The organism is Virgisporangium ochraceum (assembly GCF_016863655.1).
GTDB classification, from domain to species: Bacteria; Actinomycetota; Actinomycetes; order Mycobacteriales; family Micromonosporaceae; genus Virgisporangium; species Virgisporangium ochraceum.
The window spans coordinates 87,861-111,544 of sequence record NZ_BOPH01000142.1 but is presented as its reverse complement, the minus strand read 5'-3'; the positions used below and the strand labels follow the sequence as shown (position 1 = coordinate 111,544).

Sequence of the window (23,684 nt, the reverse complement as noted above, 5' to 3'; positions counted from 1 at the left end):
CAGCCCGGTTCCGCGGTGCCCGGATGCGGATGGGCGACCGGTCGCCGATGAATCAGTCGACATCTATCCCGCCTCAGCACACAGCCGCGCCACCAGGCGATTCCGTCTGGCGGAACTCCGAAGCCATCGTCGTCATCGACGACACGCCGGTCATGGAGTTCTGGTCTGAAGAGATCGCCACGTTCGCCGAGACCCTCAGCGCTGACCTCGGTTTCCGCGACGTCCACCTGAGGTGGATGTCGGCCGACGGACGCGACGGCCCCATGGTGGGCACCGAGCCGGGACACGCTTCACGTCGACCCGACGACATTCTCGATGCGACGCGGCAGCAAGTCATCTTCCTGGTGACGCACGGTCGTTCGGCCATATGGCGAAACGGCTTGGTGCAACCCGTTCTGGCGTCGTGGGCGGCGGCCGCGCCGGTTGCGGTCGTGAACCTTCTTCCGCAGCAGGCCTGGCACCGCAGCGGAATGGCGACCACGGAGGTCGAATGGGAACAGCCCGGTAACCGGTCGTCCTGGCGGGTGATCGGCCTCGACCTCCGTTTCGTCGAGCGTCGAGACGACGCGCCGGTCGAGGCGGTTCCCGTACTGGAGCGGGGACTCAACTGGTTGGAGCGGTGGACCCGGCTCACGACGGGCTCGTCGGCCAGGCCGGTCGATCTGCCCGCAGTGCTCGTATCCGTCGGCGATCGCAAGCCGGAACCGGTATCCGGGCACTTCGGTACCGCCGACCTGGTCGCCCGGTTCCGCGCGTTCGCGTCGCCCGCGGCCTTCACCCTTGCGACCCGGCTTGCGGCGGCGCCTCTGAACGGCCGGATGCTGCGCGCGTTGCCGCGAACCGTGCCGCGGGCGAAGGCACTGGAACTGACCGAGGTCCTCACCAGCGACCTTGTCCGTCAGGTGATCCATGACAGCGGTGGCCCGGGTGACACGCGGATCCTGTTCGACTTCGTTCCAGGAGTGCGCGAACAACTGCTCGAACTCGGATACCGCGACCGCACCATCGAGGTGCAACACGTTGTGGAAGGCGAGCTCGGGCGTGACGTCGAGGTGATCCGTGGCCTGACACAACGCATCAAGGAACCGGGGAGCACCACGTACCCCCGGGTTTCGCCGGCCACCGAACCCTTTTTGCGCGTCGAGTTCGCAGTGCACCTGTCACTGGGTGGAGCGAACCTCATCGCGGCCGAGCTTCTGAGTCGAGCAATCGGATCACCGATCCCACCGCAACGAACTTATTCCAACCCCCGCGCGGAGTCCCCTATGTCTGAAATACTGCGCTCTGCGGGCTCGCCCGAGGCGTCAACGCGCCCGTCGACTGGCGGGCTCCCATACGACCGCCAGCCGGGAGGAGGCGCAGTGACGACGACAGCCGATAGGACAGAAAGCGCTGAAGTCGGTGCGCCCCGGCCGGCAACGATCGTCGGTGGTGTGCCACCCCGCAACCCCGACTTCACCGGTCGTCAGGACCTGCTCGACGAGTTGCATCAACGGCTCGGTGTCGGCACGACGGCGGTCCTCCCGGAGGCCGTCCACGGTCGGGGCGGGGTCGGCAAATCGGCACTCGTCGTTGAGTACGTCTACAAGCACGAACAGGACTTCGACCTGATCTGGTGGATCCCGGCGGAGCGGCCGGTTCAGATCCAGTCGGCGCTCGGCGACCTGGCGGCCAGGTTGGGCCTGGAGGTGCCGTCGACGGCGAACACCGCGGTACCGGCCGTGCTCGAGGCGCTGCGCGTGGGGCGACCGGTGTCGAACTGGTTGCTGGTGTTCGACAACGCGGAGCAGCCCGCCGAGGTCGAGCGGTTCTTCCCGAAGGGCGGCGCGGGAAGCATCGTCGTGACGTCCCGCAACGAGCAGTGGCGCGAAATCGCCAACAGCTTGCCGGTCAACGTCTTCGACCGCGACGAGAGCATCGAGATGCTCCGCGGGCGTGGCCCCGAACTGGGTGCCGAGAACGCCGACCGGTTGGCTGCGGCGCTCGGCGACCTGCCGTTGGCGATCGAGCTCGCGGCGGCGTGGCGCGCGGAGACGGAAATGTCTGCCGAGAACTATCTCGAACTGCTTCAGAACAGCAGACCGGAGCTGGGTGACGACGTACCCCGCACCGATCAGGACTACCCGGAACTGGTTGCCGCGGCTTGGAACGTCTCGCTCAACGGCCTGCGTGACCGAGACCCCGACGCCCTGCGCCTGTTGCAGGTGTGCGCGTTCTTCGCCCCAGAGCCGATCAGCACGGTGCTCCTGTCACGGCCGCGTGGCCTCCGGATCCACGACACCCTCGACCGGTTGATCCGAAATCCCGACCGCCTCCGTAACGCCATCCGAAACTTCGGGCGGTTGTCGCTCGCCCGCATCGACCACCGGAACAACTCGTTCCAGATGCACCGGCTGGTGCAGCGGGTGCTCATCTCACAGATGGACCCCGAAGACCGGAACGCGATGAAGCACGGCGCGCACCTGCTGCTCGCCGGCAACGACCCGAGCCAGCCCGACGAAGCCGAACAGTGGTCCCGGTACGCGGAGCTGTACCCGCACCTGGTCGCCTCGGAGGCGGAGGAATGTCCCGACGAACTCGTGCGGGACATGGTGCTGAACGAGACGAAGTACCTGTGGCGCTGGGGCGACCACGTGGGTGCCCGTGATCTTGCCCAGCGTGCGTACAACGCGTGGTCGGCAGACGGCAAGGAGGCCGGACGCGACACCCTGGGCATGGCGGCTCACCTGGGCTTCATGCACTTCGTCGTCGGCGACTACGCCGCCGCGGCCGAGTTGAACGCCCGGACCCTGGAGCTCTACCGCGAGACCATCGGCGACGACCAGGAGCAGACGCTGTACGCGGTCGGCGCGGTCGGCGCGGATCACCGGGTGGCCGGCGACTTCACGGGCGCCCTCGAACTGTCGCGGTCGGTGTACGAGCAGTCGAGGCGGCGGTTCGGAGACGACGATCCGTTCACACTGCGGGCGGCCCACAACCTCGGCGTCAGCATGCGGTTGTCGAGCCTGTTCGGCCAGGCGCTACGCCTCGACGAGCAGACGCATCGGCGGTTCGTGCAGATCCTGGGAGCCGAACACCGCGACACGCTCGACAGCCTGCACGGTGTCAACCTCGACCGCCGCGAGCTGGGCGACTATGTCGCCGCGCACGTGAGCCAGGAGAACGTGGTGGCCACCGCGCGCCGCGTGCTGCGCTACGAGGACCACCCCGACGTCCTCGGGTGGAGCCACAGCCTGGCGAGCTTCCGGCGCAAGGCGGGCGACCACGTCGGTGCGTTGAACCTGTCCAGCGACGTGCGGCACCGCTATCGCCTGCGGTACGGCGACAACCACCCCGCCACGGTTCTCGCCACCCTGACGCTCTCGATCGACCAGCGGGTGACCGGAGACCTGCGGACCGCGCGCGAGTACGGCGAGGAAGCGGTAGCCGGTCTGCGTCAGCTGTACGGCGAGGAGCACCCGCACACCGCGGGATCGCAGGTCGACCTGGCGGTCACCCTGCGGCTGCTCAACGAGGCGGAGCATGCCCGCACGCTGAACGAGCAGGCGCTGCGGCGTTTGGTCGATCGGCTCGGCGAGTCGCACGCGCTCGTCCTGTCCGCGCGGATCAACCTCGCCAGCGACCACTACGAACTGGGTGAGTACGAGCAGGCCGAGGCGCTCGACCGGGAGACGCTCCGCCGCTGCCTCGACCGTGACGGACTCGGTGACCGGCACCCCACCACGCTGGCGTGTGCGGCCAACCACGCGATGGACCTCCGCGCGCTGAAGCGCACCGGAGAGGCCAGTGGCCTGTTCGAAGACACCATCCACAAGTTCCGCCAGATCCTCGGCGAAGCGCACCCCGCTTCCCGGGCGGCGGCCGCCGGCGTCCGGGCGAACTGCGACATCGACCCGCTGCTGCTCTAGTCGGAGGCTCCCGGCGGGTCAGGTCACCGACCAGCCCGCCGGGCCGGCCTCACGCACGTCGTCGTCGGTCAACGCACGGCCGATCCAGGCAGCCAACGCAAGGGGATCAGCCGCACCCTCCCGCCGTGCCACGGTCAGCACCAGTTCGGGGCGTCCGAGAAGCGCCCGGGCAACCGGGCCGCCCGGGTCGGAGTGGGCCAGTCCGAGCCCGACCCAGCCGTGGACGCTGGTCGGGTCGCGGGCCAGTTCGTCGAGGTAGCCGAGGGCGGCCGCCTCCGGATCGCCTCCGACCAGATCAAGGTCGGCCCCGGTGGCACCGGCCACCTGACGGCCCACCCGGGCAGGGTCCGCCCGCAGGGCGGCGAACTCCGCTGCGGCACCGTGTCGGTAGCGCGTGAGCACGGCCCGGCCGTCGAACCAGATCCGACCGGGCTCGACGATCGCACGCGGCGGGTCGGAGCCGCCTTCGGCGGGCGGGATCACCGGTTCCCTGCCGCGCCGCCAGGCCGCCGAGAGGCCCGCCGCGACCGGCTCGGACAGCCTGAGGTTGTGGCTTCGCCACATCGCCCAGTGGTCGTCGGCGATCGCGTCGGCCGCGGCCCGCTCGGCAACCGGGACGGACTCGCCCAGGTAGCCCTCGACCTCGGAGACAAGCGTCGCGACGAACCGCTCGCCGTGCTCGGTCAGCCGGCCGCATCCGGCGAGCGTGCGTAGCACCAGGTGCGTCTGGCGCCGCCACAGGGCGAACTCGACGTGAGCCAGCGGTGCATCCGTGGGTGACGCGTGTCGGCGATGGATGCGCCAGAAGCCGGCGATTCCCGCGAAGGCGTACGCACCCTGAAGGAGCCCGGCCACCGGCCTGGGATCGTCTCTCCACGGGGCGTAGTAGCGCACCGAGGGGTCGTCGAGCGTCAGGGTCAGCAGATGCGTCAGGGCGTGGAGCTTGTGGTGCTGGGTCTCGTGAACCAGAGTCGCCGCCAACTGGACGGCGTCGTCGGGCACCGACACCAGCATTCCGCCGAACGCTTCGGCGCCCGACGCGGAGTGCTGACGGAACCGTTCCTCGGCCGGTTCCGGCGCCAGCATCCGGAAGCTCTGTGCGATCGACCTGGCCCGGTCCGGCTGTTCCCGCACGAGGACGTCCCACGCGTCGCCGAGCAGGCGCCGCCAGTGCGAAACTTCCGCTCTGTCGATGGTCCGTGGCTGCGACGGGCCGCGCAGGGCGCGGTACGTGTCGCGGTCGAGCAGTTCGACCCGCAATGGCACGTCATGCCGGTCGACCGTGACGGTGATCGACGGATGCCACCCGTCTCTCGCGCCGACCGGCACCGTGACGTCTCCGGCCATCAGGGTGGCCCGGCCGTCGGCCGCACGAACGCGAGCGCGCGTGGTGCCGGGAGGGAAGGTGGCAGCGCCAACGGTGGGCAGGACGGCCGTGCCGCCACGTACCGGAACGTCGAGTTCGAAGGGGACGCCGGCCCGGACGGCGATCGCCGCTACCAACGAGTGCAGGTATCCGACGTCGGCCCAGAGCGGTTCGGGGCCGGTCGGACTGCTCTCTTCGAGCCGTGCGAGCGTGTGCGCTGCCCAGATACCGACCTGTGGGCGGGACAGGACGTCCTCGGTGACGTCTGGATGAGCCCGGAATGCCTCGACGAGCAGACTCCAGGTCTCGTCGATCGGTGCGAGAGGGCCGGTGGCTTCTTCACGGCCGGCGCAGGCGTTGACGACCGTCAACAGTGCGGTGAGCCGCCAGCTACGTTCCGACCGCCACAACTCCGCGATCACCCGCTGGTCGCCGGCTCCCGTTGCCAAGGCATGAAAGTGGTCTGGGTCAATGATGTGTGCCGAACCTGTCGGCTGTTGGTCACCCGGCACGGTCCTCTGATTCTGACCCGGTCGGCCGCATCCGGTCCGAGAATGATCCGTTGTATCCGCTGATGCGTCCTTCGGCATCCGTGACTGTCGCTCGAACCCGATCGATGGCCGCGTCGATGCTGCCTCCCCTGATGGAGCGCAGCGTCGCCACGTCGGAATTCGACAGATCGAGCAGTTCAGACTCGATACCGGTCGGGGTGTGATCCATCCGAAGCAGCCTTTCGATACTGGGCAGCGGTAGTTCCATCATTCCTCATCATTGGACTGAGACGGTAGTGTTACCGTCGGCCACTGCCTAAAGATTCACGATCTGCGATCTGTCGGATGTCGTCACCGGGTTCAGGTGGGCAGAAAGCGACTGGGCCCCGCCACCATAGGTGGCAGGGCCCAACCTGCTACTCACTGCATTACTCGCTCTGTCGGGGTGGCCGGATTCGAACCGACGACCTCTTCGTCCCGAACGAAGCGCGCTACCAAGCTGCGCCACACCCCGAGCGTGCCGAGCAATACTAGCCCACCCCCTCCGCCGGTCAAACTCGATACCCCGGCGAGGCTCAACCCAGGGCGGACAGGAACCCCGTCAGCTCCCGCTCGTACCGCCCGGCATCCACGTTCCACGAGCGCACATGCCCGCCGCCGGTGGTCTCCACCAGGCGGGCGCCGGCGCCCTGAGCGAACGAGCGCGTGGGTGCGGGGTCGACCACCCGATCGTCGCCGTCCAGGAAGACGAGGGTGGGCACGGCCGGCCGGAAGGAGGAGAAGTCCAGGTCGGCCAGGCGGACGCCGATCCGCTGCTCGACCAGCCGGATCGCCGACCAGGTCAGAGCGCCGGGCAGGCGGCGTTGGGCGGCCTGCATCCGCAGGGTGGCGGTCCAGTCGACGACGGGGCAGTCGAGGATCAGGCCGGCCACGTCGGGCACCGCCTCGTTCCGCAGGGCGTTCAGGACGACCGCCCCACCCATCGACCAGCCGTACAGCACGATGCGCCGCGCGCCGGCGGAACGGGCGTAGGCGCAGGCCGCCACGAGGTCCTGCCACTCGGTGGCACCCAGGTGGTAGTAGCTGTCGGGGCTGGCGGGCGCACCCAGGTCGTTGCGGTAGGAGATCACCATCGTGGTGACGCCGGTCGCCGCCAGCGTGGGCAGGACGCGCAGCGCCTCCACCCGGCTGGCGCCCCGGCCGTGCACCCCGATGACCCACGTGTCCGACCCGGGCAGCACCCAGGCCGGATAGTGACCCAGCTCACCCGGAACGAACACCGACGTGAACGGCAGGCCGTGCACCGACTGCGGGTCGCCCTCGAACACAGAGCCGCTCGTGTACGCCCGGAGACCGGCCCGCAGCGACCCCCGCACCACCGACGTGACCCGCCGCACCACGGTGTTCCGCTCGACCCGCACCACGTCGCCGAGGACGGCGTGCCCGCCCCGCCAGGCCAGGCCGAGCGGCATCGACCGCTCGGTGTCCTCGGTACGGGTGAGCTCGACCTCCGAATCGACGACAGACCGCACCACCAGCGGATACCACCGCGCCGGCGTCAGCACCTGGGTGGCGAAGAACAGCCCCGCACCCGCCGTTCCGGACGGCAGCAGCACCGCCAACCCGGCCGCCCCGAACGCCAGGCCGTAGCCCACGCGCCGGGGCCACCGCCGTAACGGCAGCGCGTCGGCTGTCACGCCGGCACCAGCGTCAGGATCGAGACCTCGGGCGGGCACGCGAACCGCACCGGTGCCGTGGGGTGCGTTCCCAACCCGGCGCTGACGTGCAGCCAGGCGTCGCCGTACCGGTGCAGCCCGCGGGCCATCCGGCGCGGAAGCTCGCAGTTGGTGGTGAGCGCGCCGTAGAACGGCACACAGACCTGCCCGCCGTGGGTATGGCCGGCCAGGATCAGGTCGAGGCCGTCGTCGACCATCGGGTCGAGCACCCGCGGCTCGGGCGAGTGGGTGACCCCGAGGTGCAGGTCGGCGCCCTGGTCGAGCGGCGCGGAGAAGTACCGGTCGCGGCCGATGTGGGGGTCGTCGACGCCGACCAGCTCGATCGCGCGTCCACCCGCTTTGAGAAAACCGCGGGCGTTGTTGAGCTCGAGCCAGCCGGCGGACACCAGCCCCGCGCGGAGTTCCTCCGTCGGCAGCGGCGGGCCCTCGATGTGCTCGCGGTCGCGGCGGAGGTACCCCAACGGGTTCTTCAGCACCGGACCGAAGTAGTCGTTCGAGCCGAACACGAACGCGCCGGGGAACTGGAACAGCGGCTCGAAGGCCCGCAGCGCCGCCGGTACGGCGTCGACGTGCGCCAGGTTGTCGCCCGTGACGATCACCAGATCGGGTTCCAACGAGGCCAGCTCGGCGACCCAGCGCTGCTTGCGGCGCTGGTAGGGCGTCATGTGCAGGTCGCTGATGTGCAGGACGCGCAGCGGGAACGCGCCGTCGGGCAGCACCGGCACCACGACCCGCCGCAGCCGGTACCAGTTGCGTTCCACCAGGCTCGCGTACGCGGCCACGCCGAGGCCGAGCCCGATGGTGCCGGCAGCCAACGTACGAAAGCGCATCCGCCAAGATTAGCTTTCAAACCGGCTCGCCATCGTCGCCTCCCCGACGGTACTTTTCCGGCCATGTCCACGATGAAGGCGCGACTGGAGACGGATCTCCGCGCCGCGATGAAGGCCCGCGACGAGCTCGTCACGTCGACGCTCCGCATGGCGCTCACCGCCGTGAAGGCGGCGGAGGTCAGCGGCAAGGCGGCCCGCGAGCTCACCGACGACGAGGTGCTCGGCGTGCTCACGAAGGAGGCGAAGAAGCGCCGCGAGGCGGCGGCCGCGTTCGCCGACGCCGGTCGTGACGCGCTGGCCACCAAGGAGCGCGCCGAGGAGGAGGTGCTCAGCGGCTACCTGCCCGCCCAGCTCTCCGACGAGGAGATCGCCGAGCTGGTCGCGGGGGCGCTCGCCGCCGGCGGTTTCAGCGGTAAGCAGAGCATGGGCCCCGCCATGAAGGCGGCCCAGGCCGCCGTCGCCGGTCGCGCCGAGGGCGGCCGCGTCGCGGCTGAGGTCCGTCGTCAGCTTTCGGTCTGACGTTTTCGAGGTGACGCGCTACGGGGCGGCGCCACTCGGACAGCTTCGCGCGCCCGCGCCGTGAGCCGGTAACGCCGGTGGCCCCTGTCCGCGAGCGGACAGGGGCCACCGGCGACCTTGCCGCTGATCAGTCGTCGGGGCAGAGCCAGGGCAGCTGGGCGCACCGGCCGTTGACCCCGCCGTTGCCGCCACCGTTGCCAGGGCCGGCGTTGCCGCCACCGCGGCCGCCGCCCGCGCCCGGGCTCGCGCCCCCGGGACCCGACGACACGATGATCGACACGACGCCGCCCTTGACCGTGCTGCCCTCGGGCGAGGTCTTCGCCACGGTGCCCTTCGGGCAGTCGGACGGCTCCTCCCGACCGGTCGTCACGCTGAACCCGGCCCGCTGCAGCTTGCTGCGGGCGTCGGAGACCGAGTTGCACTTGACGTTCGGGATCGACACCCGGGTACCGAAGGCCATCTTCTGGCTGGGTTTCTCGAAGCCCTGCTGTGGCTTGCCCTGCATCGCGCCGGCCATCGCGTTCTGCACGGCCGGGTTGACGCCACCATTGTGCTCGAAGCGCTCGTTGGTCTGCGGCCAGTCGGCGTCGGTGTAGAAACCGGCCATCGTGAGCGACTTCGTGGAGATGATGATCGTGGCCGACTTCTCCTTGTCGGTGGTGCCGGTCTTGCCGAACACCGGGTGCTTGACCTTGCCCTTGGTGTCGGACGCGGTACCACTGGTGCACTTGCCGTAGGCCGACTGGTCGCCCAGCGGGCACCGGCCGGCGTCGACGGCGCCGCGGGCCACGTCGGGGTCGACGACCTGCTGGCACTCGGGCTCGCCGCCCTCCAGCTTCTTGCCCTGGAGGTCCTGCAGTTCGAGGAGCGGCGTCGGCTTGCAGTACTTGCCGTCGGCGGCCAGCGTCGCGTAGGCGTTCGCCATCTCCAGCGGGGTCTGCGCGGTGACGCCGAGCGTGTAGGCGCCCCACTCGTCGGCGTTCTTGGCGAGGTCGGTGTCCTGCTGGTTGTGGAACGTGAGGCCGAGCCGCTTGGCCACGTCGACCACCTTCGAGGTGCCGATCTGCTCCTGCAGCGGCACGAAGTAGGTGTTGATCGACCGGCCGAGGCCGGACCACATGTTCACGACGCCGGCGTCGTTCTTGCCGGAGTTCTCCGGGCAGTAGAACTGGGTGCCCGGGCAGGCGGCCGGGCTGCCCCGGTCGATGATGTACTTCGATTTGTACGGCGACTTGGCGTCGATCGGGTAGTCCAGCGGCAGGCCGCGTTCCAGGGCGGCCACGATGGTGAACATCTTGAACACCGAGCCGGCCTGGTAGCCCTGGGTGTCACCACCGGCGCTCAGGAGCGGCACGGTGGTGTTCGGCCAGTTGCCCTTGAGGCCCTTCTTCGCCGGGTTCGAGTTCGGCCCGTTGACCGACTGGTCGTTGCTGAAGTTCCGGTTGACCGCCATCGACGTGACCCGTCCGGATCCCGGCGCCACACCCGTGAGCATCATGGTCTCGGTGGTGTTGTTGCCACCCTTCTTGGCCATGACGTCGTTGATGCTCTTCACCGACGCGGCCTGGGCCTGCAGGTCGAGCGAGCTGATGATCTTGTAGCCGGCCGACCGCAGCTTGTTCTGCCGCTCGTAGGTGTCCTTGCCGAACTTCGCCTGCTCACCCCACCAGCGGATCAGGTAGTCGCAGAAGTAGCCGGCGTTGAGTTCGGGCCGCTGGATCTGCGTGCAGCCCTCCGGCGTGCGCTTGTTGACGAAGTTGAGCTTCGTCGCCTTCGCCTCGTCGGCCTGCTGCTGGGTGATGTAGCCCATCTTCACCATCTGCGGCAGCACGTAGTTGTCGCGCCGTTCGATCGCCCGGGGCCGCTTCTTGTCGTCGGCCGGGTCGAAGTCGCTCGGCGCCTTCACCAGGCCGACGATCAGCGAGGCCTCGCCGAGCGTGAGCTCGGACGCCGGCTTGCCGAAGTACACCTTGCTCGCCGCGTCGACGCCGTAGGCGCCGTTGCCGAAGGACGCGATGTTGAGGTAGCGCTCGAGGATCTGGTCCTTGGTGAGCTTCTTCTCGATCGCGAGCGCCCGCTTGATCTCGGCGATCTTGCGTGGCCCGGTGTCCTCCGTGGCGGCGACCACCTCCGACGGCGTCTTGGCCGAGTAGGAGACCACCTGCCGCACGTACTGCATGGTGAGCGTCGACGCCCCCTGGGTGTTGCCGCCGCGCTGGTTGTTGACGAACGCGCGGGCCACACCCTTCATGTCGACGCCGTTGTGCTGGTAGAACCGCGAGTCCTCCGACGCCACCATGGCCTGCCGCACGACCTCGGCCATCTGGTCGAGCGTCACGTCACGACGGTTCTCGTCGTACATGTAGGCCAGCAGCGTGGTGCCGTCGTTGGCGTAGACCTCGGTGTTCTGTGGCAAAGGGAGCACGTCGATCTCGGTCGGCAGGCTGTCGAAGGTGTCGGCGCCCGCCTTGGCTGCCAGACCACCCATTGCAACGGCGGGGAAAGCCGCCGCTGCCACCACCAAGCCTGCGAGCAGCCCGCATACAAGGAGCGACGCTCCGTTTGCAAGCAGGCTGTGATCGCGATTGCGCATCCACTTCACCGCCCCAGGGTACGTGACCTCTACGACGAGGCCGCGTCCTGAGTGGACGCCCCGTCGTTGGGATAGACGCACGGACGCTGGCGGTTGGTTGGTCCTCAGGAGTCAATTCTCCGCCACATCCGGCTCCGAAATCGGGCTTTACCGGCCAATCACCCGGAGGGCTGGAACTTGCGCAACCGTCGGGATGACCCTCCGTCGACGGTTGGCGGAGGAGAAAACGGCGGTTAACCTGGTGCAACAGCGTTGCGTAGTCGAGTGATTACAGAGCATGATGGCCCTGCGGGGCCGGAAGTCATTGGACCGACAGCTTCGTCCGTTCGGGGCAGTGTGCGGGGTGACTTGACCGGGATCGGGGGGATCGGTCCTGGTTTAGGTGATCTCGTCGGGGGAACGCCTTGGACGTACTTGGGGGAGTACTAGGGGGGATTAGCGAGCATGAGCATGGTCGTCGACTGGCCGAGCCTGGCTGCGTGCCGGAACGGAGATCCGGACGCACTGTTCGTGCAGGGCGCTGAGCAGAACGTCGCCAAGCGCATCTGCCGCAGCTGCCCGGTGCGGATGGAGTGTCTGGCCGATGCGCTCGACAACCGGATCGAGTTCGGGGTCTGGGGCGGAATGACGGAGCGTGAACGCCGGGCGCTGCTTCGGCGTCACCCCAGCGTGACGAGCTGGCGTCGTACGTTCGAGGCTGCGATGCGTGACCGTGGCCTCGACAAGAGCCTGACAGAGAAGGAACTGGTCAACGCCGGATCCGTATAAGTTTCACCCGTACGGCGACGACGGGAATCAGCAGAGTTCGTCGCCGATGCGCCTGAGTCCGTCCAGGTCGTGGATGTCCGCGGCCTGGGCGGCGGCGGTCGCCACCGGAACGTGGGGGTACTCGCGCTGGAAGCGGGCCGCCTCGGCGGCCTGGCGCTCGGCCTGCTCGGCGAGCGCCGCGTGCACCCGCAGCAGGTCGGCCACAGGAGAGGCGGCCGACCCGTCGCCGACGGAGGCGGCCTCCAGTTCGTCGGCCGCCGTGCGGGCGTCGGACGCCGTCAGTGCGGGCGCCGACACCGTGGTCATCCGGTTCACCACCAGCCCCGCCAGGGGCATGTCGTCCTGCGCCAGCCGGCCGGCGAAGTACGCCGCCTCCCGGACCGCGTCGGGCTCGGGCGCCGCCACCAGCAGGAACGCGGTCTCCCGGTCCTGCAGCACGCGGTAGGTCTGCTCCGCGCGGGCGCGGAAGCCGCCGAACATCGAGTCGAGCGCCGCGACGAACCCGCTGAGGTCGGCCAGCAGCTGGGTGCCGAGCACCTTCGTCACCGTGCGCCCCACGAGACTGAACGACGACGACACCAGCGAGAACACGCTTCGACCGCCGGCCCGCGCCGGTGCAAGCAACATGCGCAACATCCGCCCGTCGAGGAACCGCCCCAGCCGGGCCGGCGCGTCGAGGAAGTCCAGGGCCGACCGTGACGGCGGCGTGTCGACGATGATCAGGTCCCACAGGTCCCACAGGTCGCGGGCGCGCAGCTGGCCGAGCTTCTCCATCGCCATGTACTCCTGCGTGCCGGAGAACGTGGAGCTCATGGCCTGGTAGAACGGGTTGGCGAAGATCTCCTCGGCGCGCTTCGGGTCGGTGTGTGCGAGCACCACCTCGTCGAAGGTGCGCTTCATGTCGAGCATCATCGCGTGCAGGTCGCCGGAGACGCCCTCCACACGGCGCGGGGTGTTGTCGAGCTCGGTGAGCCCGAGGCTCTGTGCGAGGCGCCGGGCCGGATCGATGGTCAGCACCACGGTGCTGCGTCCGTGCTTCTCGGCCGCACGCAGCGCCAGCGCGGCGGCCGTGGTGGTCTTGCCGACACCGCCGGCTCCGCAGCAGACCACGGTGCGGATCCCCGGGTCACCGAGGATCACGTCGAGGTCCAGCTCGGGACTCACCGGGCTTTCAGAAACCACGTTCCGAGCGTATCTGTCAGATCACCGGGTCTGCTCGGTCGAAGAGACGCATCACAGAGTCTCTTACGTAACTGCCTTGGACAGGCCGTCGTGGAGCAGCTTCGCGAGCCGGTCGAGGCCGTCGCGGGTCACGCCGCCCGCCTGCGCGGGCAGTTCGATCACGGGACGCCCGAGAGTGTCCAACCCGGCCCGCAGCTCCGCCTCGACCTCCAGCCGGGTCTGATACGCCCGGCCCTCGGCGACCAGGCCGGCCACGGTCTCCCGGTCGGCCGGCAGACCGGCCGCGACGAGCCCGCGCTTCACCTCGGCGGCGGTGATCTTCACGCCGGCCAGCACCGGTTCCCGGGCGTTGTTGACGATCACCCGGCCGAGCGGGATGCCGAGTTCCGTGAGCTCCGCCATGGCGTCGGCGCTCTCCTGGACCGGCATCTCCTCCAGCAGCGTCACCACGTGCACCGTGGTCATCGGGGAGCGCAGGATCGCGGCGACCCCCTCGCTCTGGTTCTTGATCGGCCCGACCTTGGCGAGACGGGCGGTTTCGGCCGTGACGTTCAGGAACCGCCCGATCCGACCGGTGGGTGGCGCGTCGAGCACCACGGAGTCGTAGAACCGCCGGCCGTCGGCGGTGCGGGTCACCGACTCCTTGACCTTGCCGGTGAGCAGCACGTCGCGCAGTCCGGGCGCGATCGTCGTGGCGAAGTCGATCGCGCCGACCTTGCGCAGCGCGCGGCCGGCGACGCCCAGCTTGTAGAACATGTCCAGGTACTCGAGCAACGCCTCCTCGGCGTCGACCGCGAGCGCGCGGACCTCACCGCCGCCGGGCGTGGTGGCGACCCGCCGTTCCTGGTACGGCAGCGGGCCGAGGCCGAACAGCGGGGCGATGCCCTGCCGCCCCTCGACCTCGACGAGCAGCACGCGGCCACCGTCGGCGGCGAGAGCCAACGCGAGCGCGGCGGCGACGGTGGTCTTCCCCGTGCCGCCCTTGCCCGTGACCACGTGCAGGCGGGCCGGCCACCCGACCCCGCGCCCCTTGCCAGTCATGCCGCCAACGGTAGTGCGCGTCAGACGGTCTTGACCTCGCAGACCAACCAGCCGTCGTCGTTGACCGCCGTGATACTCAGCTTCTCCTCGGCGGCGCGGTCGTCGCTGGTGGTGAACCGCACAGTGACGGCGAGGGTGGCCGACTCCTTGTTGGACTTCTCGACCTTCGGCTCGTCCCAGGTGAACTGCGGATCCCGGTTGAACTTCTGCGCGTACGCCTTGACCTGGTCGACCTTCGTCTTGATCTGGTCGGCGTCGCGCGCCGAGGCGCAGACGTACTTGCTCGCCCTGGTGGCGTCCTTGTCCTTGTACACGGCGGTGAGGAAGTTGCTGGCGGCCGCCGTCGGGTTGGCCTGCCCGTCGCCGCCGCCGCGGCCCAGCACGAGGAACGCGGTGATGCCGCCACCGACGAGCACCACCACGACGACCGCGGCGATCAGCGAGATCAGCAGCGTGCGCCGGCTGCGGGCGGGCGCCGGGGCACCCGGGTAGGCGCCGGTCGGGTCGGTGCCGTACCCCGGAGGGCCGGCCGGGAAGCCGCTCGTCGGGTAGGCCGCCTGGTTGGGGTCGTACGGCTGCTGCCCGAACGGCGGCTGGTTCTGGGGCTGGTTCGGGTCGTAGGGCTGCTGCCCGAACGGCGCGCCACCCGGTGCGGGTCCATAGGGGACGCCCGAGGTCGGCGGCGGCGTGTACGGGACGCCCGACGTGGGTGGTGGGTTGTACGGGACGCCCGACGTGGGCGGCGGGTTGTACGGAGCGCCCGGCGGCGGTGCGTAGGGCCCGCCCGACGACGGAGGTGCCGAGGTCGGCTGGCCGTACCCGGGCTGCTGCCCGAAGCCGGGCTGCTGGCCGAACTGGTCGGGCTGCGGCTGCTGTGGTGGCTGCTGTGCCTGCTGCGGGGGCGGCTGTTGCGGCGGGAACCCCTGGTACGGCCCACCTGAGGTGGGCGGTTGGCCAGGTGGCTGGCCATACGGGTCGCCCGGTGGCGGGTACCCGGGTGGAGTACTCATTTGTCCCCCTCGCAACGTCTGGGGGTCAGCGTATCGGCCCCGGCCCACCCGATAGGGTCACGGTTATGCAGAAGTGGGAGTACGCCACCGTGCCGCTGCTGGTGCACGCCACGAAGCAGATCCTCGACAACTGGGGCGAAGACGGCTGGGAGCTCGTCCAGGTGGTGCCGGGTCCGAACCCGGAGAACCTGGTCGCGTACTTCAAGCGTCCGCTCCCGGGTCCCGGCAATGACTGACCCGTTCGCGCGGCTCGCCAAGCTCGGGCTGGAGCTGCCGCCGGTCACCGCGCCGCTGGCGGCGTACGTGCCGGCGGTGCAGACCGGCAACCACGTCTACGTGTCGGGCCAGGTGCCGATCGCCGACGGCAAGGTGCTCGCCACCGGCAAGGTCGGTGCCGAGGTCACCACCGACGAGGCCGCCTCGCTGGCGCGCCGGTGCGCGTTGAGCGCGCTGGCCGCCGTCGACGATCTGGTCGGGTTGGCGAACGTGGTGCGCGTGGTGAAGGTGGTCGGCTTCGTCGCGTCGGCGCCCGGGTTCACCGACCAGCCGGCGGTGATCAACGGCGCGAGCGAGCTGTTCGGCGAGGTCTTCGGTGAGGCCGGCCGGCACGCCCGCAGCGCGGTCGGCGTGGCCGAGCTTCCCCGTGGAGTCCCGGTCGAGGTCGAGGCGATCTTCGAGGTTCGCTGAGATTCGAGGTTCGCTGAGAGCGGACTGTCGTTGATCGTGCAGTTCTTCTGACGACAAAGCCGGTCAAAGCGCCGTGAACCTCGCATGAACCCGCCAAGATCGGCGTTCCAGGGGGCCACAGGGCGCCGATCGGACGGCGGTCGCGCCATCCGGCGGCCGTAACATCGCTGGCATGGTGGGCCACGTCACCGCGCCTGCGGCCGCGATCCTCGACTCGTTGCCCGCGTGGGCCACCCTCGTGCGGGCTCCGAACCCCGGGCCGATGACGCTCGACGGCACGAACACCTGGTTGCTCCGCGCTCCGGGCAGCTCGGCGGGATACGTGGTCGTCGATCCCGGTCCCCTCGACGAGGCCCACCTGCGCGCGGTCGCCGACCACGGTCCCATCGAAGGCATCCTCATCACGCACGGCCACTTCGACCACACCGAGGGCGTGCCGCGGCTGGCCGAGATCACCGGTGCACCGGTGCTCGACCGTGCCGGTACGTACGAGGTCGGTGGCCTCGGCATCCGGGTGATCGAGACGCCCGGCCACTCCAGCGACTCGGTCTGCTACGTGATCGACGACGAGGCCGTGCTCTCCGGTGACACCATCCTCGGCCGCGGCACCACGATCGTCGCCTGGCCCGACGGCGACCTCGCCAGCTACCTCACCAGCCTCGACACCCTGGAAGGGCTCGGCCCCGTGCCGGTGCTGCCGGGGCACGGGCCGGCGCTGGCAGACTGCGCGGCCGCGTCCGTTTACTACCGCACCCACCGGGAAGCCCGCCTGGAGCAGGTGCGCGCCGCCGTCGACGCCGGCGCCGCCGAGGCCATGGAAGTGGTCCGGGTGGTCTACGCCGACGTCGACCGCGTGCTGTGGCCGGCCGCCGAGGCCACCGTCCGCGCCCAGCTCGCCTACCTCGAAGAGCGGGAGAAACCGTGACGTGCCCCGTGTGCGGAACCGTCGCCGTACCCGGCGCGCGGTTCTGCCACAACTGCGGATCCGCGCTGCCGGCCGCCGCGTCACTGCCGGCCACCGAGCGCCGCGTCGTCACGGTCCTGTTCGGTGACCTGTCGGAGTTCACGGCGTGGGCAGAAGACGTCGACCCCGAGCGCGTCGGCGCTGTCACCGACCGGGTGCTGGCCGCGCTCGCCGGGTCGGTGCGCACGTTCGGCGGGCACGTCGACAAGCTGACCGGTGACGGCATCATGGCCGTGTTCGGCGCGCCCGTCGCGCACGAAGACGACGCCGAGCGCGCCGTGCGGGCGGCGTTGTCGATGCAGCGCGCGGTGCGCCGGGTGCTCGACGACGAGCGCGGCGGCGGCGCGCCGCTCGGGCTGCGGGTCGGCCTCAACACCGGTCCGGTCGTGGCCGGTGTGCAGGCCGACATCGAGTACACGGTGATCGGCGACACGGTCAACACGGCGGCGCGGCTCGCCGACGCGGCGGCGGTCGGCGCGGTCTACGCCGGCGCGACCACCTCGGCCGGCACCCGACACATCGCGTCGTGGCGCGGGCTGCGGCCGCTGCGGCTGAAGGGCAAGCGCGAGCCGGTGGCCGCGTTCGAGCTGCTGGGCCTGCTCGACGCGCCCGGTACCCGGTCGGGCATCGGCGACGAGGCGCCGTTCGTGGGACGCGAACCGGAGCTGGCCTGGGTCGCCAGCCGGTTGGCCGACACGATCGACCGGGGCGAGCCGCGCACCCTGGTGGTCACCGGTGAGGCGGGCCTCGGCAAGACCCGGTTCGCCGGCGAGGTCGAGCGGATGGCGGCCGGCTACCCGGTCGCGACCGGCGGGTACGTCGTGCCGTCCGGTGCGCGGGTGCTGACCGTCCACTGCGCGGCGTTCGGCGAGCTGCGCCGGCTGGCGCCGCTGGCCGACATCGTGCGGGCGGCGATCGGTCTGCCGCGCGATGCCGCTCCGGTGGGCCGGGCGCAGGCCGAGGAGCGGTTGCGGCGGTTGGTGCAGCGTCTGGAGCGCGGTCGCCGGCGGGCTCCCGGCGACGGGTCCGGCCTCGCCGTCACCCAGCTGTTGAGCCTGTTGGGGTACGGCCGGGGACCGGGCGACGAGCCGCAAACCGGCGACGAGTACGCCCTCACCCGCGACGGGCGCCCGGCGGGTCCGGGCGAGGACCTCGACCTGGAGGCCACCCCGGCGGCGGTCGCCGAGCTGCTGTCGGCGCTGGCCACCGAGAGCCCGCTGGTGGTGATCGTCGACGACCTGCACGACGCCACCGCCGAGACCGTCGACGGGCTGGCCGCCACGCTGGAACGGCTCGCCGGCCCGGTCCTGGTGCTGATGCTCGGGCGGCCCGAGCTGGTGCGCACGGCCGGCATCTTCACCCGGCTCGCCGACGCCGAGGTGTACGCGCTGCCGCCGCTGCGGGGTGCCGACGCGTCCCGGCTGCTCACCGCCTACCTGTCCGGCGGACGGCTGGCCGCGGCCGACGCCGACCGGCTGCTCGCCACCGCGCAGGGCAACCCGTTCTACCTGGCCGAGCTGGTCTCGCTGCTGCGCGAGCGGGGCGCGCTCACGAGCGTCGCGGTGCCGGAGCACGGTCCGGCGCGGTCACATGGTCCATTGTGGAGGTTGACGCCCGGCTCGCTCGGCGGCCGGCTGCTGTCCCGCGACCTGGCCGCGGTGCTCGCCGCGCGCATCGACGCGCTGCCGCCCGACGCCCGCGCGGTGCTCCGCGACTCGGCGGTGGTCGGCGACGCGGTGCCGGCTGGCGCCGTTGAATCGTTGCAGCTGGCCCGGTCGGTGGCGGCCCGCCGCCCGGCCGCCGTGGCCGCCGTCGAACTGGAACGGGCCATCGACGAACTGCTCCAGCGCCGGATGCTGCGCCGGGTACGGGGCGGGTACGCGTTCGCCACCCCGCTGCTGCGCGAAGCGGCGTACGCCGGTATCGGCAAGAGCAACCTCGCCGAGCGGCACGCCGCGCTGGTGCACTGGGCGATCGGCGGACCGGGCCGGGGCGACGACGCGTTCGTCGCCGAGCACGCCGAGCGGGCGTCGGCGCTGGCCGAGGCGGTGCGGCTGCGCCCCGACGCACCGGCCCGCGCGGTGGCGTCGATCGGGCTGGCGGCGCTGGCCCGGCTGGCCGACCGGGCGCTGGCCAACGGCGAGCCGGCGCAGGCCGCCCGCTACTCCGAACGCGCCGCGGCGCTGGGTGGCGGGCTGCTGTCGGCGCACCAACGCCTTGTGCACGCGCGTGCGTTGTTGCAGCTGGGACGGGTCCCCGACGCCCTTCAGTACGCCGAGAAGATCGCCGCCAACGCGACCGACGCCACGATCCGCGCCGGCGCGTTGCTGCTGGCCGGCCGCGCGTACGAGGTGAACCGCGAGGTCGACCGGGCCCGGGCCGCCTGGAACGAGGCGTTCGACGCCGCCACCGCCGCGGGGCTGCCGGGCGAGCGGGCCACGGCGCTGCGCCGGCTCGGCATGGCCGACTACCGCGCCGGTCGTCTCACCGAGTCCGCCGAGCGGTTCCGCGCGTCGAACGAGATCGCGGTCGCCGCCGGCGACCGCCGCAACGAGGCGTGGTCGCTGCAGGACCTGGCGTGGGTGACCGTGACCCGTGGAGACTTCGCCGGCGCCGACGTGTCGATCCTGCGCGCCGCCCGCCGCTTCGCCGAACTCGGCGACCCGGTCGGCCGGGCCTGGCTGCGGGGCACCACCGCGTTCGCGCGCCTGCTCGCCGGTCGGCTCGGCGAGGCGCGGCGCCTGGCCACCGCGTTCCTCCCGTTCGGGGAACGGGTCGGCGACGCGTGGGCCGTCGGCACGTTGCGCGCCGTCGGCGCCTACGCCGCCGCCGAGGTCGGTGACCTGACCGAAGGTGACGCGGCCGCGCGGCGCGCCTTCCGTGACTTCGAGGCCGCCGACGACGACTGGGGGCGCGGGCTGTCGCTGGTGGTCCGCGGTGTCGTGGCCCGCGGGCTGGGTGAGCCGACCCACGCCCGCGACCTGCTCGACGACGCGTTCGACTGCGCGACACGCACCGGCCACCCGCTGCTGATCGGCATGGCCGGCACGGTCCGCGGGTTCGTGCACCTCGACCTGGGCGACCCGGCGGCCGCCGCGTGCGACGCCGACCGGGTGCTCGACCGCATGCGGTCGCACAGCGTGCTGCCGGCGGTGCGCGTCGGGCCGCGGGCTCTGCGGGCGCTGGCCGACCTCGCGGCGGGTGACACCGGCACGGCGCTCGCCGAACTCGGCGACATCGCCGCCGCCGCGGCCGAGCCGTCGCTGCTGTTCCCGCGCCGGCAGGCGGTCGCGGGGTACGCGCAGGCTCTGCTCGCCGCCGACCGGCCGACCGAGGCGCTGGCCTGGGCCCGCCGGGCCGTCGACCTGCCGGCGGAGGACGTCCGCAGCCGCGTGGTGGCGGGCCGGGTCCTCGCGGCGGCGCTGGCCGCGGCCGGCGACAAGGACGAGGCGTTGACCGTAGCGGCATCGGCCGTGCGCGAAGCGTATGGAACACAGCAGATCTCGGAGCGGGTTGCCGCCGACGCGACACTCGCCGCTGTCGGCTGAACTTGGCATCTGTCGTACCTTCTTAAGGTGACCGCGGAGCGGGTCCCCATGGTGCCGGGCATGACCGGCCTCTCAGTGCTGGCCAGGGGCGGGTACGCGACCGTCTACCGGGCGATGCAGGAGTCGGTCGGCCGGCTGGTGGCGGTCAAGGTCGAGAACGGGATCCTCGAGAACGAGCGCGACCAGCGGCGGTTCATGCGCGAGGCGCGCGCCGCCGGCCGCATGTCGAGCCACCCGCACGTGGTCGACCTGTTCGACGCCGGCGTCACCAACGACGGTCACCCCTACCTGATCATGGAGCTGTGCCAGGGCTCGTACTCCGAGCGCATGCGCCGGCAGCCGCTGTCGCCGGCCGAGGCGCGCGACGTGGGTGTCAAGATCGCCGACGCCCTCGCCGACGCGCACGAGCTCGGCGTGCTGCACCGCGACGTCAAGCCGGCCAACATCCTCATGACCCACTTCGGTGAGCCGGCCCTGGCCGACTTCGGGCTGGCGATCCTCACCGAGAACCGCGACATCTCGATCACCCTCGACGTGCTGACCCCGGCGTACGCGCCGCCCGAAATGTTCCGCCACGCCCCACCGGCCCCGCCCGCCGACGTCTACGCCCTGTGCGCGACGCTCTACGCCCTGATGGCCGGGCGGCCGCCCCGCTGGCCGCAGAACTCGGCCGATCCGAGCCTCGAGTCCCTGGTCGACATGTTCTCCGACCCGGTGGCCGACCTGCCGCACGTACCGCGTGACCTGATGGCACTGGTGATGCGGGGCATGTCCACTGTGGAGCCGGCCCGGCCCCGCGCCGCGGAACTGCGCGACGAGCTGCTGGCGATGGAGCTGGGTGCCGTTCCCCTGCCGACCGGCATGCTGCGGCACCAGCCGGCGTCCGGCCCCACCGGGCACGGCGCGCCGGCACACGGTTCCCCGACGCACGGCTCCTCGGCGGAGGACGCCGACAGTGGTGAGACCCAGGTGGTGAACCCGGAGGGGCCGCTGGCTCCGGCCGCGCCGCCGACGCCGACGGTGTACCCACCGCCGACGCCGACGGTGTACCCACCGCCGGCGGGAGCGCGTGTGATGCCCGGTCCGCCCGCAATGCACGGGCTGTACCAGCCGCCCGGCCCGCAGTTCCCGCCGCCGAACACCGGTGGCGCCCGCCAGCCAACCGGGGTGCGACCGGGCCCCTGGCCGGGGGCCGACGCCGCCCCGGCGGGAGCCTCGGGCCGCCGGCTGCTCCTGGCCGGCATCGCCGCCGGCTACGTGGTCGCGCTCGCGGCCCTGGTGATCGGGGCGTTCTATCTCCGGTCCGCCGAGCCGACCACCACGTTCGTGTCCGAGCCGGTCCAGTCGACACCGGCCTGCCCGCTGGCGCCGGCCGGGGCGGCGCAGTGCGTCCGGGAGCCGGAGTGCTTCGACCGGGTCACGGTGCAGAGCGGTGTGGCGCGGGCGCCGGCCGTGGCGTGTGTCGAGCCGCACGTCTGGGAGGTTTTCGCCACCGCGAGCCTGCCCCAGGGGCTCGACACCGCGTCGCACTCGGCGATCAAGCAGAACGCCGAGGTACGGCAGGTGTGCAGTACCGCCAACGCCAAGGCGATCAACCCGCAGCAGAACTGGCAGATCGAGGTGCTGCCGCCGTCGCGTGACCAGGTCCGCGCCGGCGACCGCACCTACCGCTGCCTGGCCGGCAACCCGCCGACCAAGCTCCGCGACTCCCGCTTCGCCCGCTGAAGAGCTTTCGGGATCAGGGTTCCGCCGGCCGCCGAGCCTCATGATCGACTCTGCTGGCGGAAACCTGAAGTGTTACTTCACCTTCTCGCCAGTGAAGATGATCAACAGGGGTGGCGACGGGAGCGGGCCCCGACAACGGGCCAGCCGAACGGTGTCTAGTAGCTCTTCTCCTGGCCCAGCACGTGCTGGGCGATGAAGTTGAGGATCATCTCGCGCGACACCGGTGCGATCCGGCCGGCCCGCGCGCCGCCCAGGAGCGTGGCGACCCCGTACTCGGTGGTCATGCCGTTGCCGCCGTGCACCTGGATCGCCGTGTCGACGGCCAGCGCCGAGGCCTCCGACGAGGCGTACTTGGCCAGGTTGGCCGACACCCCCGCCTCCAGGTCGCGGCCGGCGTCGTAGATGCTCGCGGCCTTGGCGATCGCCAGCTTCGCCAGTTCCACCTGTGCCCAGGCGTGGGCCAGCTGGTGGGCGACGCCCTGGTGGGAGCCGATCGGGCGGCCCCACACGGTGCGGGTCGCGACGTACTTCGAGGCCTTCTCCAGTGCGTAGCGCGCGGTGCCCGCACCCATCGCGGCGACCGTGATGCGCTCGGGGTTCAGGCCGCTGAACAGTGCGGGGAGACCGGCGTCGGCGCTGCCGCCCACCAGTGCGGACGCGGGTACGCGGACCTCGTCGAAGAAGACCTGGAACTGGTTCTCCGGCGAGACGATCTCCATCTCGATCTTGCTGCGGTCGAGCCCGGCGGCGTCGGTGGGCACGAGGAACAGCGCGGGCTTGAGCTTGCCGTCGCGGGAGTCGGCGAGCCGCGCGACCACGAGCATGTGGTCGCACTCGTCGACGCCGGAGATGTAGACCTTGCGGCCGGTGATCAGGTAGTCGTCGCCGTCACGGGTGGCGACCGTCGAGAGCTTGTGGAAGTTCGACCCGGCGTCGGGCTCGGTGATCGCGAAGCAGAACTTCACGGTGCCGTCGGCGATGCCGGAGAGGAACCGCTCCTTCTGGTCCGTGGTGCCGTGCTTGGCGATGATCGTGCCGGCGATCGCCTGTGACACCACGAGCAGCAGCAGCGGGCAGCCGGCGGCGGCCAGCTCCTCGACGACGATCGCCAGCTCGGTGATGCCGCCGCCACCGCCGCCGTACTCCTCGGGCAGGTTGACGCCGAGGTAGCCGTGTTTGCCGGTCTCCGCCCACAGTTCGTCGGAGTGCTCGCCGGCCTTTGCCTTGGCCACGAAGTACTCGTGGCCGTACCGCCGGCCGAGCGCCGCGACCGAGTCGCGCAGCAGGGTCTGTTCGGGTGTGAGGTCGAAGTCCAT

At 71.1% G+C, this 23,684-nt stretch carries 17 protein-coding genes and 1 tRNA gene; 8 read left to right on the top strand and 10 right to left on the bottom strand.

The annotated features are described in order from the left end of the window. The first annotated feature begins 23 nt into the window (after positions 1-23). Positions 24-3,908: an FxSxx-COOH system tetratricopeptide repeat protein gene (fxsT, locus tag Voc01_RS47995; RefSeq protein ID WP_203934483.1), complete on the top strand. Its 3,885-nt coding sequence runs from the start codon at positions 24-26 to the stop codon at positions 3,906-3,908. Between the two features lie 18 nt (positions 3,909-3,926). On the opposite strand, the gene Voc01_RS47990 is transcribed toward fxsT, so the two are convergent. The 5 genes from Voc01_RS47990 to Voc01_RS47970 all read right to left on the bottom strand — a co-directional run bounded on the left by Voc01_RS47990 (position 3,927) and on the right by Voc01_RS47970 (position 8,331). Continuing rightward, the gene (locus Voc01_RS47990; protein ID WP_203934482.1) at positions 3,927-5,723 is read right to left on the bottom strand and encodes an HEXXH motif domain-containing protein; all 1,797 of its coding nucleotides are present in this window, start codon (positions 5,721-5,723) and stop codon (positions 3,927-3,929) included. Positions 5,724-5,775: 52 nt separating this feature from the next. Further along, a complete protein-coding gene (locus Voc01_RS47985) occupies positions 5,776-5,994 on the bottom strand; it encodes a hypothetical protein (protein WP_203934481.1) in 219 nt (72 codons plus the stop codon). A 211-nt stretch (positions 5,995-6,205) separates the two neighbouring features. After that, positions 6,206-6,279: transfer RNA gene (locus tag Voc01_RS47980), tRNA-Pro, on the bottom strand. A gap of 61 nt (positions 6,280-6,340) precedes the next feature. Then, positions 6,341-7,462: an alpha/beta hydrolase gene (locus Voc01_RS47975; RefSeq protein WP_203934480.1), complete on the bottom strand. Its 1,122-nt coding sequence runs from the start codon at positions 7,460-7,462 to the stop codon at positions 6,341-6,343. Then, complete coding sequence (locus Voc01_RS47970; RefSeq protein ID WP_203934479.1) at positions 7,459-8,331, bottom strand: metallophosphoesterase; 873 nt, start codon at positions 8,329-8,331, stop codon at positions 7,459-7,461. Before Voc01_RS47970 ends, Voc01_RS47975 begins: the two co-directional genes overlap by 4 nt. 63 nt (positions 8,332-8,394) lie before the next feature. On the opposite strand from Voc01_RS47970, the gene Voc01_RS47965 reads away from it, so the two are divergent. Then, complete coding sequence (locus Voc01_RS47965; RefSeq protein ID WP_203934478.1) at positions 8,395-8,850, top strand: GatB/YqeY domain-containing protein; 456 nt, start codon at positions 8,395-8,397, stop codon at positions 8,848-8,850. Positions 8,851-8,977: 127 nt separating this feature from the next. Here the strand turns inward: Voc01_RS47965 and Voc01_RS47960 are convergent, their stop codons facing one another. After that, on the bottom strand, positions 8,978-11,443 hold the full coding sequence (locus Voc01_RS47960; protein WP_203934477.1) for a penicillin-binding protein: 2,466 nt from the start codon (positions 11,441-11,443) through the stop codon (positions 8,978-8,980). Between the two features lie 444 nt (positions 11,444-11,887). Here Voc01_RS47960 and Voc01_RS47955 point away from each other — a divergent pair, with 444 nt between their 5' ends. Then, a complete protein-coding gene (locus tag Voc01_RS47955) occupies positions 11,888-12,211 on the top strand; it encodes a WhiB family transcriptional regulator (RefSeq protein WP_203934476.1) in 324 nt (107 codons plus the stop codon). A gap of 27 nt (positions 12,212-12,238) precedes the next feature. Here the strand turns inward: Voc01_RS47955 and bagB are convergent, their stop codons facing one another. The 3 genes from bagB to Voc01_RS47940 form a co-directional block, all read right to left on the bottom strand. Further along, a complete protein-coding gene (gene bagB, locus Voc01_RS47950; RefSeq protein ID WP_203934475.1) occupies positions 12,239-13,393 on the bottom strand; it encodes an ArsA family ATPase in 1,155 nt (384 codons plus the stop codon). Between the two features lie 63 nt (positions 13,394-13,456). Further along, the gene (gene bagA / locus Voc01_RS47945; protein ID WP_203934474.1) at positions 13,457-14,434 is read right to left on the bottom strand and encodes an ATPase BagA; all 978 of its coding nucleotides are present in this window, start codon (positions 14,432-14,434) and stop codon (positions 13,457-13,459) included. A gap of 20 nt (positions 14,435-14,454) precedes the next feature. After that, a complete protein-coding gene (locus tag Voc01_RS47940; protein ID WP_203934473.1) occupies positions 14,455-15,444 on the bottom strand; it encodes an Rv0361 family membrane protein in 990 nt (329 codons plus the stop codon). 65 nt (positions 15,445-15,509) lie between these two features. Between Voc01_RS47940 and sp36 the strand changes: the two genes are divergently transcribed. From sp36 to Voc01_RS47915, 5 genes are all read left to right on the top strand, one after another. Next, positions 15,510-15,680 (top strand): Sp36 family protein, encoded by a 171-nt coding sequence (gene sp36, locus Voc01_RS47935; RefSeq protein ID WP_203934472.1) that lies wholly within the window; start codon positions 15,510-15,512, stop codon positions 15,678-15,680. Then, positions 15,673-16,131, top strand: a complete 459-nt coding sequence (locus tag Voc01_RS47930; protein ID WP_203934471.1) for a RidA family protein — start codon at positions 15,673-15,675, stop codon at positions 16,129-16,131. Before sp36 ends, Voc01_RS47930 begins: the two co-directional genes overlap by 8 nt. Before the next feature lie 172 nt (positions 16,132-16,303). Next, the gene (locus tag Voc01_RS47925) at positions 16,304-17,056 is read left to right on the top strand and encodes an MBL fold metallo-hydrolase (RefSeq protein WP_203934470.1); all 753 of its coding nucleotides are present in this window, start codon (positions 16,304-16,306) and stop codon (positions 17,054-17,056) included. Further along, a complete protein-coding gene (locus Voc01_RS47920; RefSeq protein ID WP_203934469.1) occupies positions 17,053-20,643 on the top strand; it encodes an adenylate/guanylate cyclase domain-containing protein in 3,591 nt (1,196 codons plus the stop codon). Before Voc01_RS47925 ends, Voc01_RS47920 begins: the two co-directional genes overlap by 4 nt. A gap of 60 nt (positions 20,644-20,703) precedes the next feature. Then, on the top strand, positions 20,704-22,368 hold the full coding sequence (locus Voc01_RS47915; protein WP_239161026.1) for a serine/threonine-protein kinase: 1,665 nt from the start codon (positions 20,704-20,706) through the stop codon (positions 22,366-22,368). Between the two features lie 155 nt (positions 22,369-22,523). Here Voc01_RS47915 and Voc01_RS47910 read toward each other — a convergent pair whose 3' ends face one another. Then, positions 22,524-23,684: an acyl-CoA dehydrogenase family protein gene (locus tag Voc01_RS47910; protein WP_203934468.1), complete on the bottom strand. Its 1,161-nt coding sequence runs from the start codon at positions 23,682-23,684 to the stop codon at positions 22,524-22,526.

Coding starts and splice junctions, on each gene's coding strand:
- Voc01_RS47985 (WP_203934481.1), bottom strand. CDS start 5,994: ATGGATCACACCCCGACCGGTATCGAGTCTGAACTGCTCGATCTGTCG.
- Voc01_RS47930 (WP_203934471.1), top strand. CDS start 15,673: ATGACTGACCCGTTCGCGCGGCTCGCCAAGCTCGGGCTGGAGCTGCCG.
- sp36 (WP_203934472.1), top strand. CDS start 15,510: ATGCAGAAGTGGGAGTACGCCACCGTGCCGCTGCTGGTGCACGCCACG.
- Voc01_RS47910 (WP_203934468.1), bottom strand. CDS start 23,684: ATGGACTTCGACCTCACACCCGAACAGACCCTGCTGCGCGACTCGGTC.
- bagA (WP_203934474.1), bottom strand. CDS start 14,434: ATGACTGGCAAGGGGCGCGGGGTCGGGTGGCCGGCCCGCCTGCACGTG.
- Voc01_RS47965 (WP_203934478.1), top strand. CDS start 8,395: ATGTCCACGATGAAGGCGCGACTGGAGACGGATCTCCGCGCCGCGATG.
- Voc01_RS47940 (WP_203934473.1), bottom strand. CDS start 15,444: ATGAGTACTCCACCCGGGTACCCGCCACCGGGCGACCCGTATGGCCAG.
- Voc01_RS47925 (WP_203934470.1), top strand. CDS start 16,304: ATGGTGGGCCACGTCACCGCGCCTGCGGCCGCGATCCTCGACTCGTTG.
- Voc01_RS47955 (WP_203934476.1), top strand. CDS start 11,888: ATGAGCATGGTCGTCGACTGGCCGAGCCTGGCTGCGTGCCGGAACGGA.
- Voc01_RS47960 (WP_203934477.1), bottom strand. CDS start 11,443: ATGCGCAATCGCGATCACAGCCTGCTTGCAAACGGAGCGTCGCTCCTT.
- Voc01_RS47970 (WP_203934479.1), bottom strand. CDS start 8,331: ATGCGCTTTCGTACGTTGGCTGCCGGCACCATCGGGCTCGGCCTCGGC.
- Voc01_RS47915 (WP_239161026.1), top strand. CDS start 20,704: ATGACCGGCCTCTCAGTGCTGGCCAGGGGCGGGTACGCGACCGTCTAC.
- fxsT (WP_203934483.1), top strand. CDS start 24: ATGCGGATGGGCGACCGGTCGCCGATGAATCAGTCGACATCTATCCCG.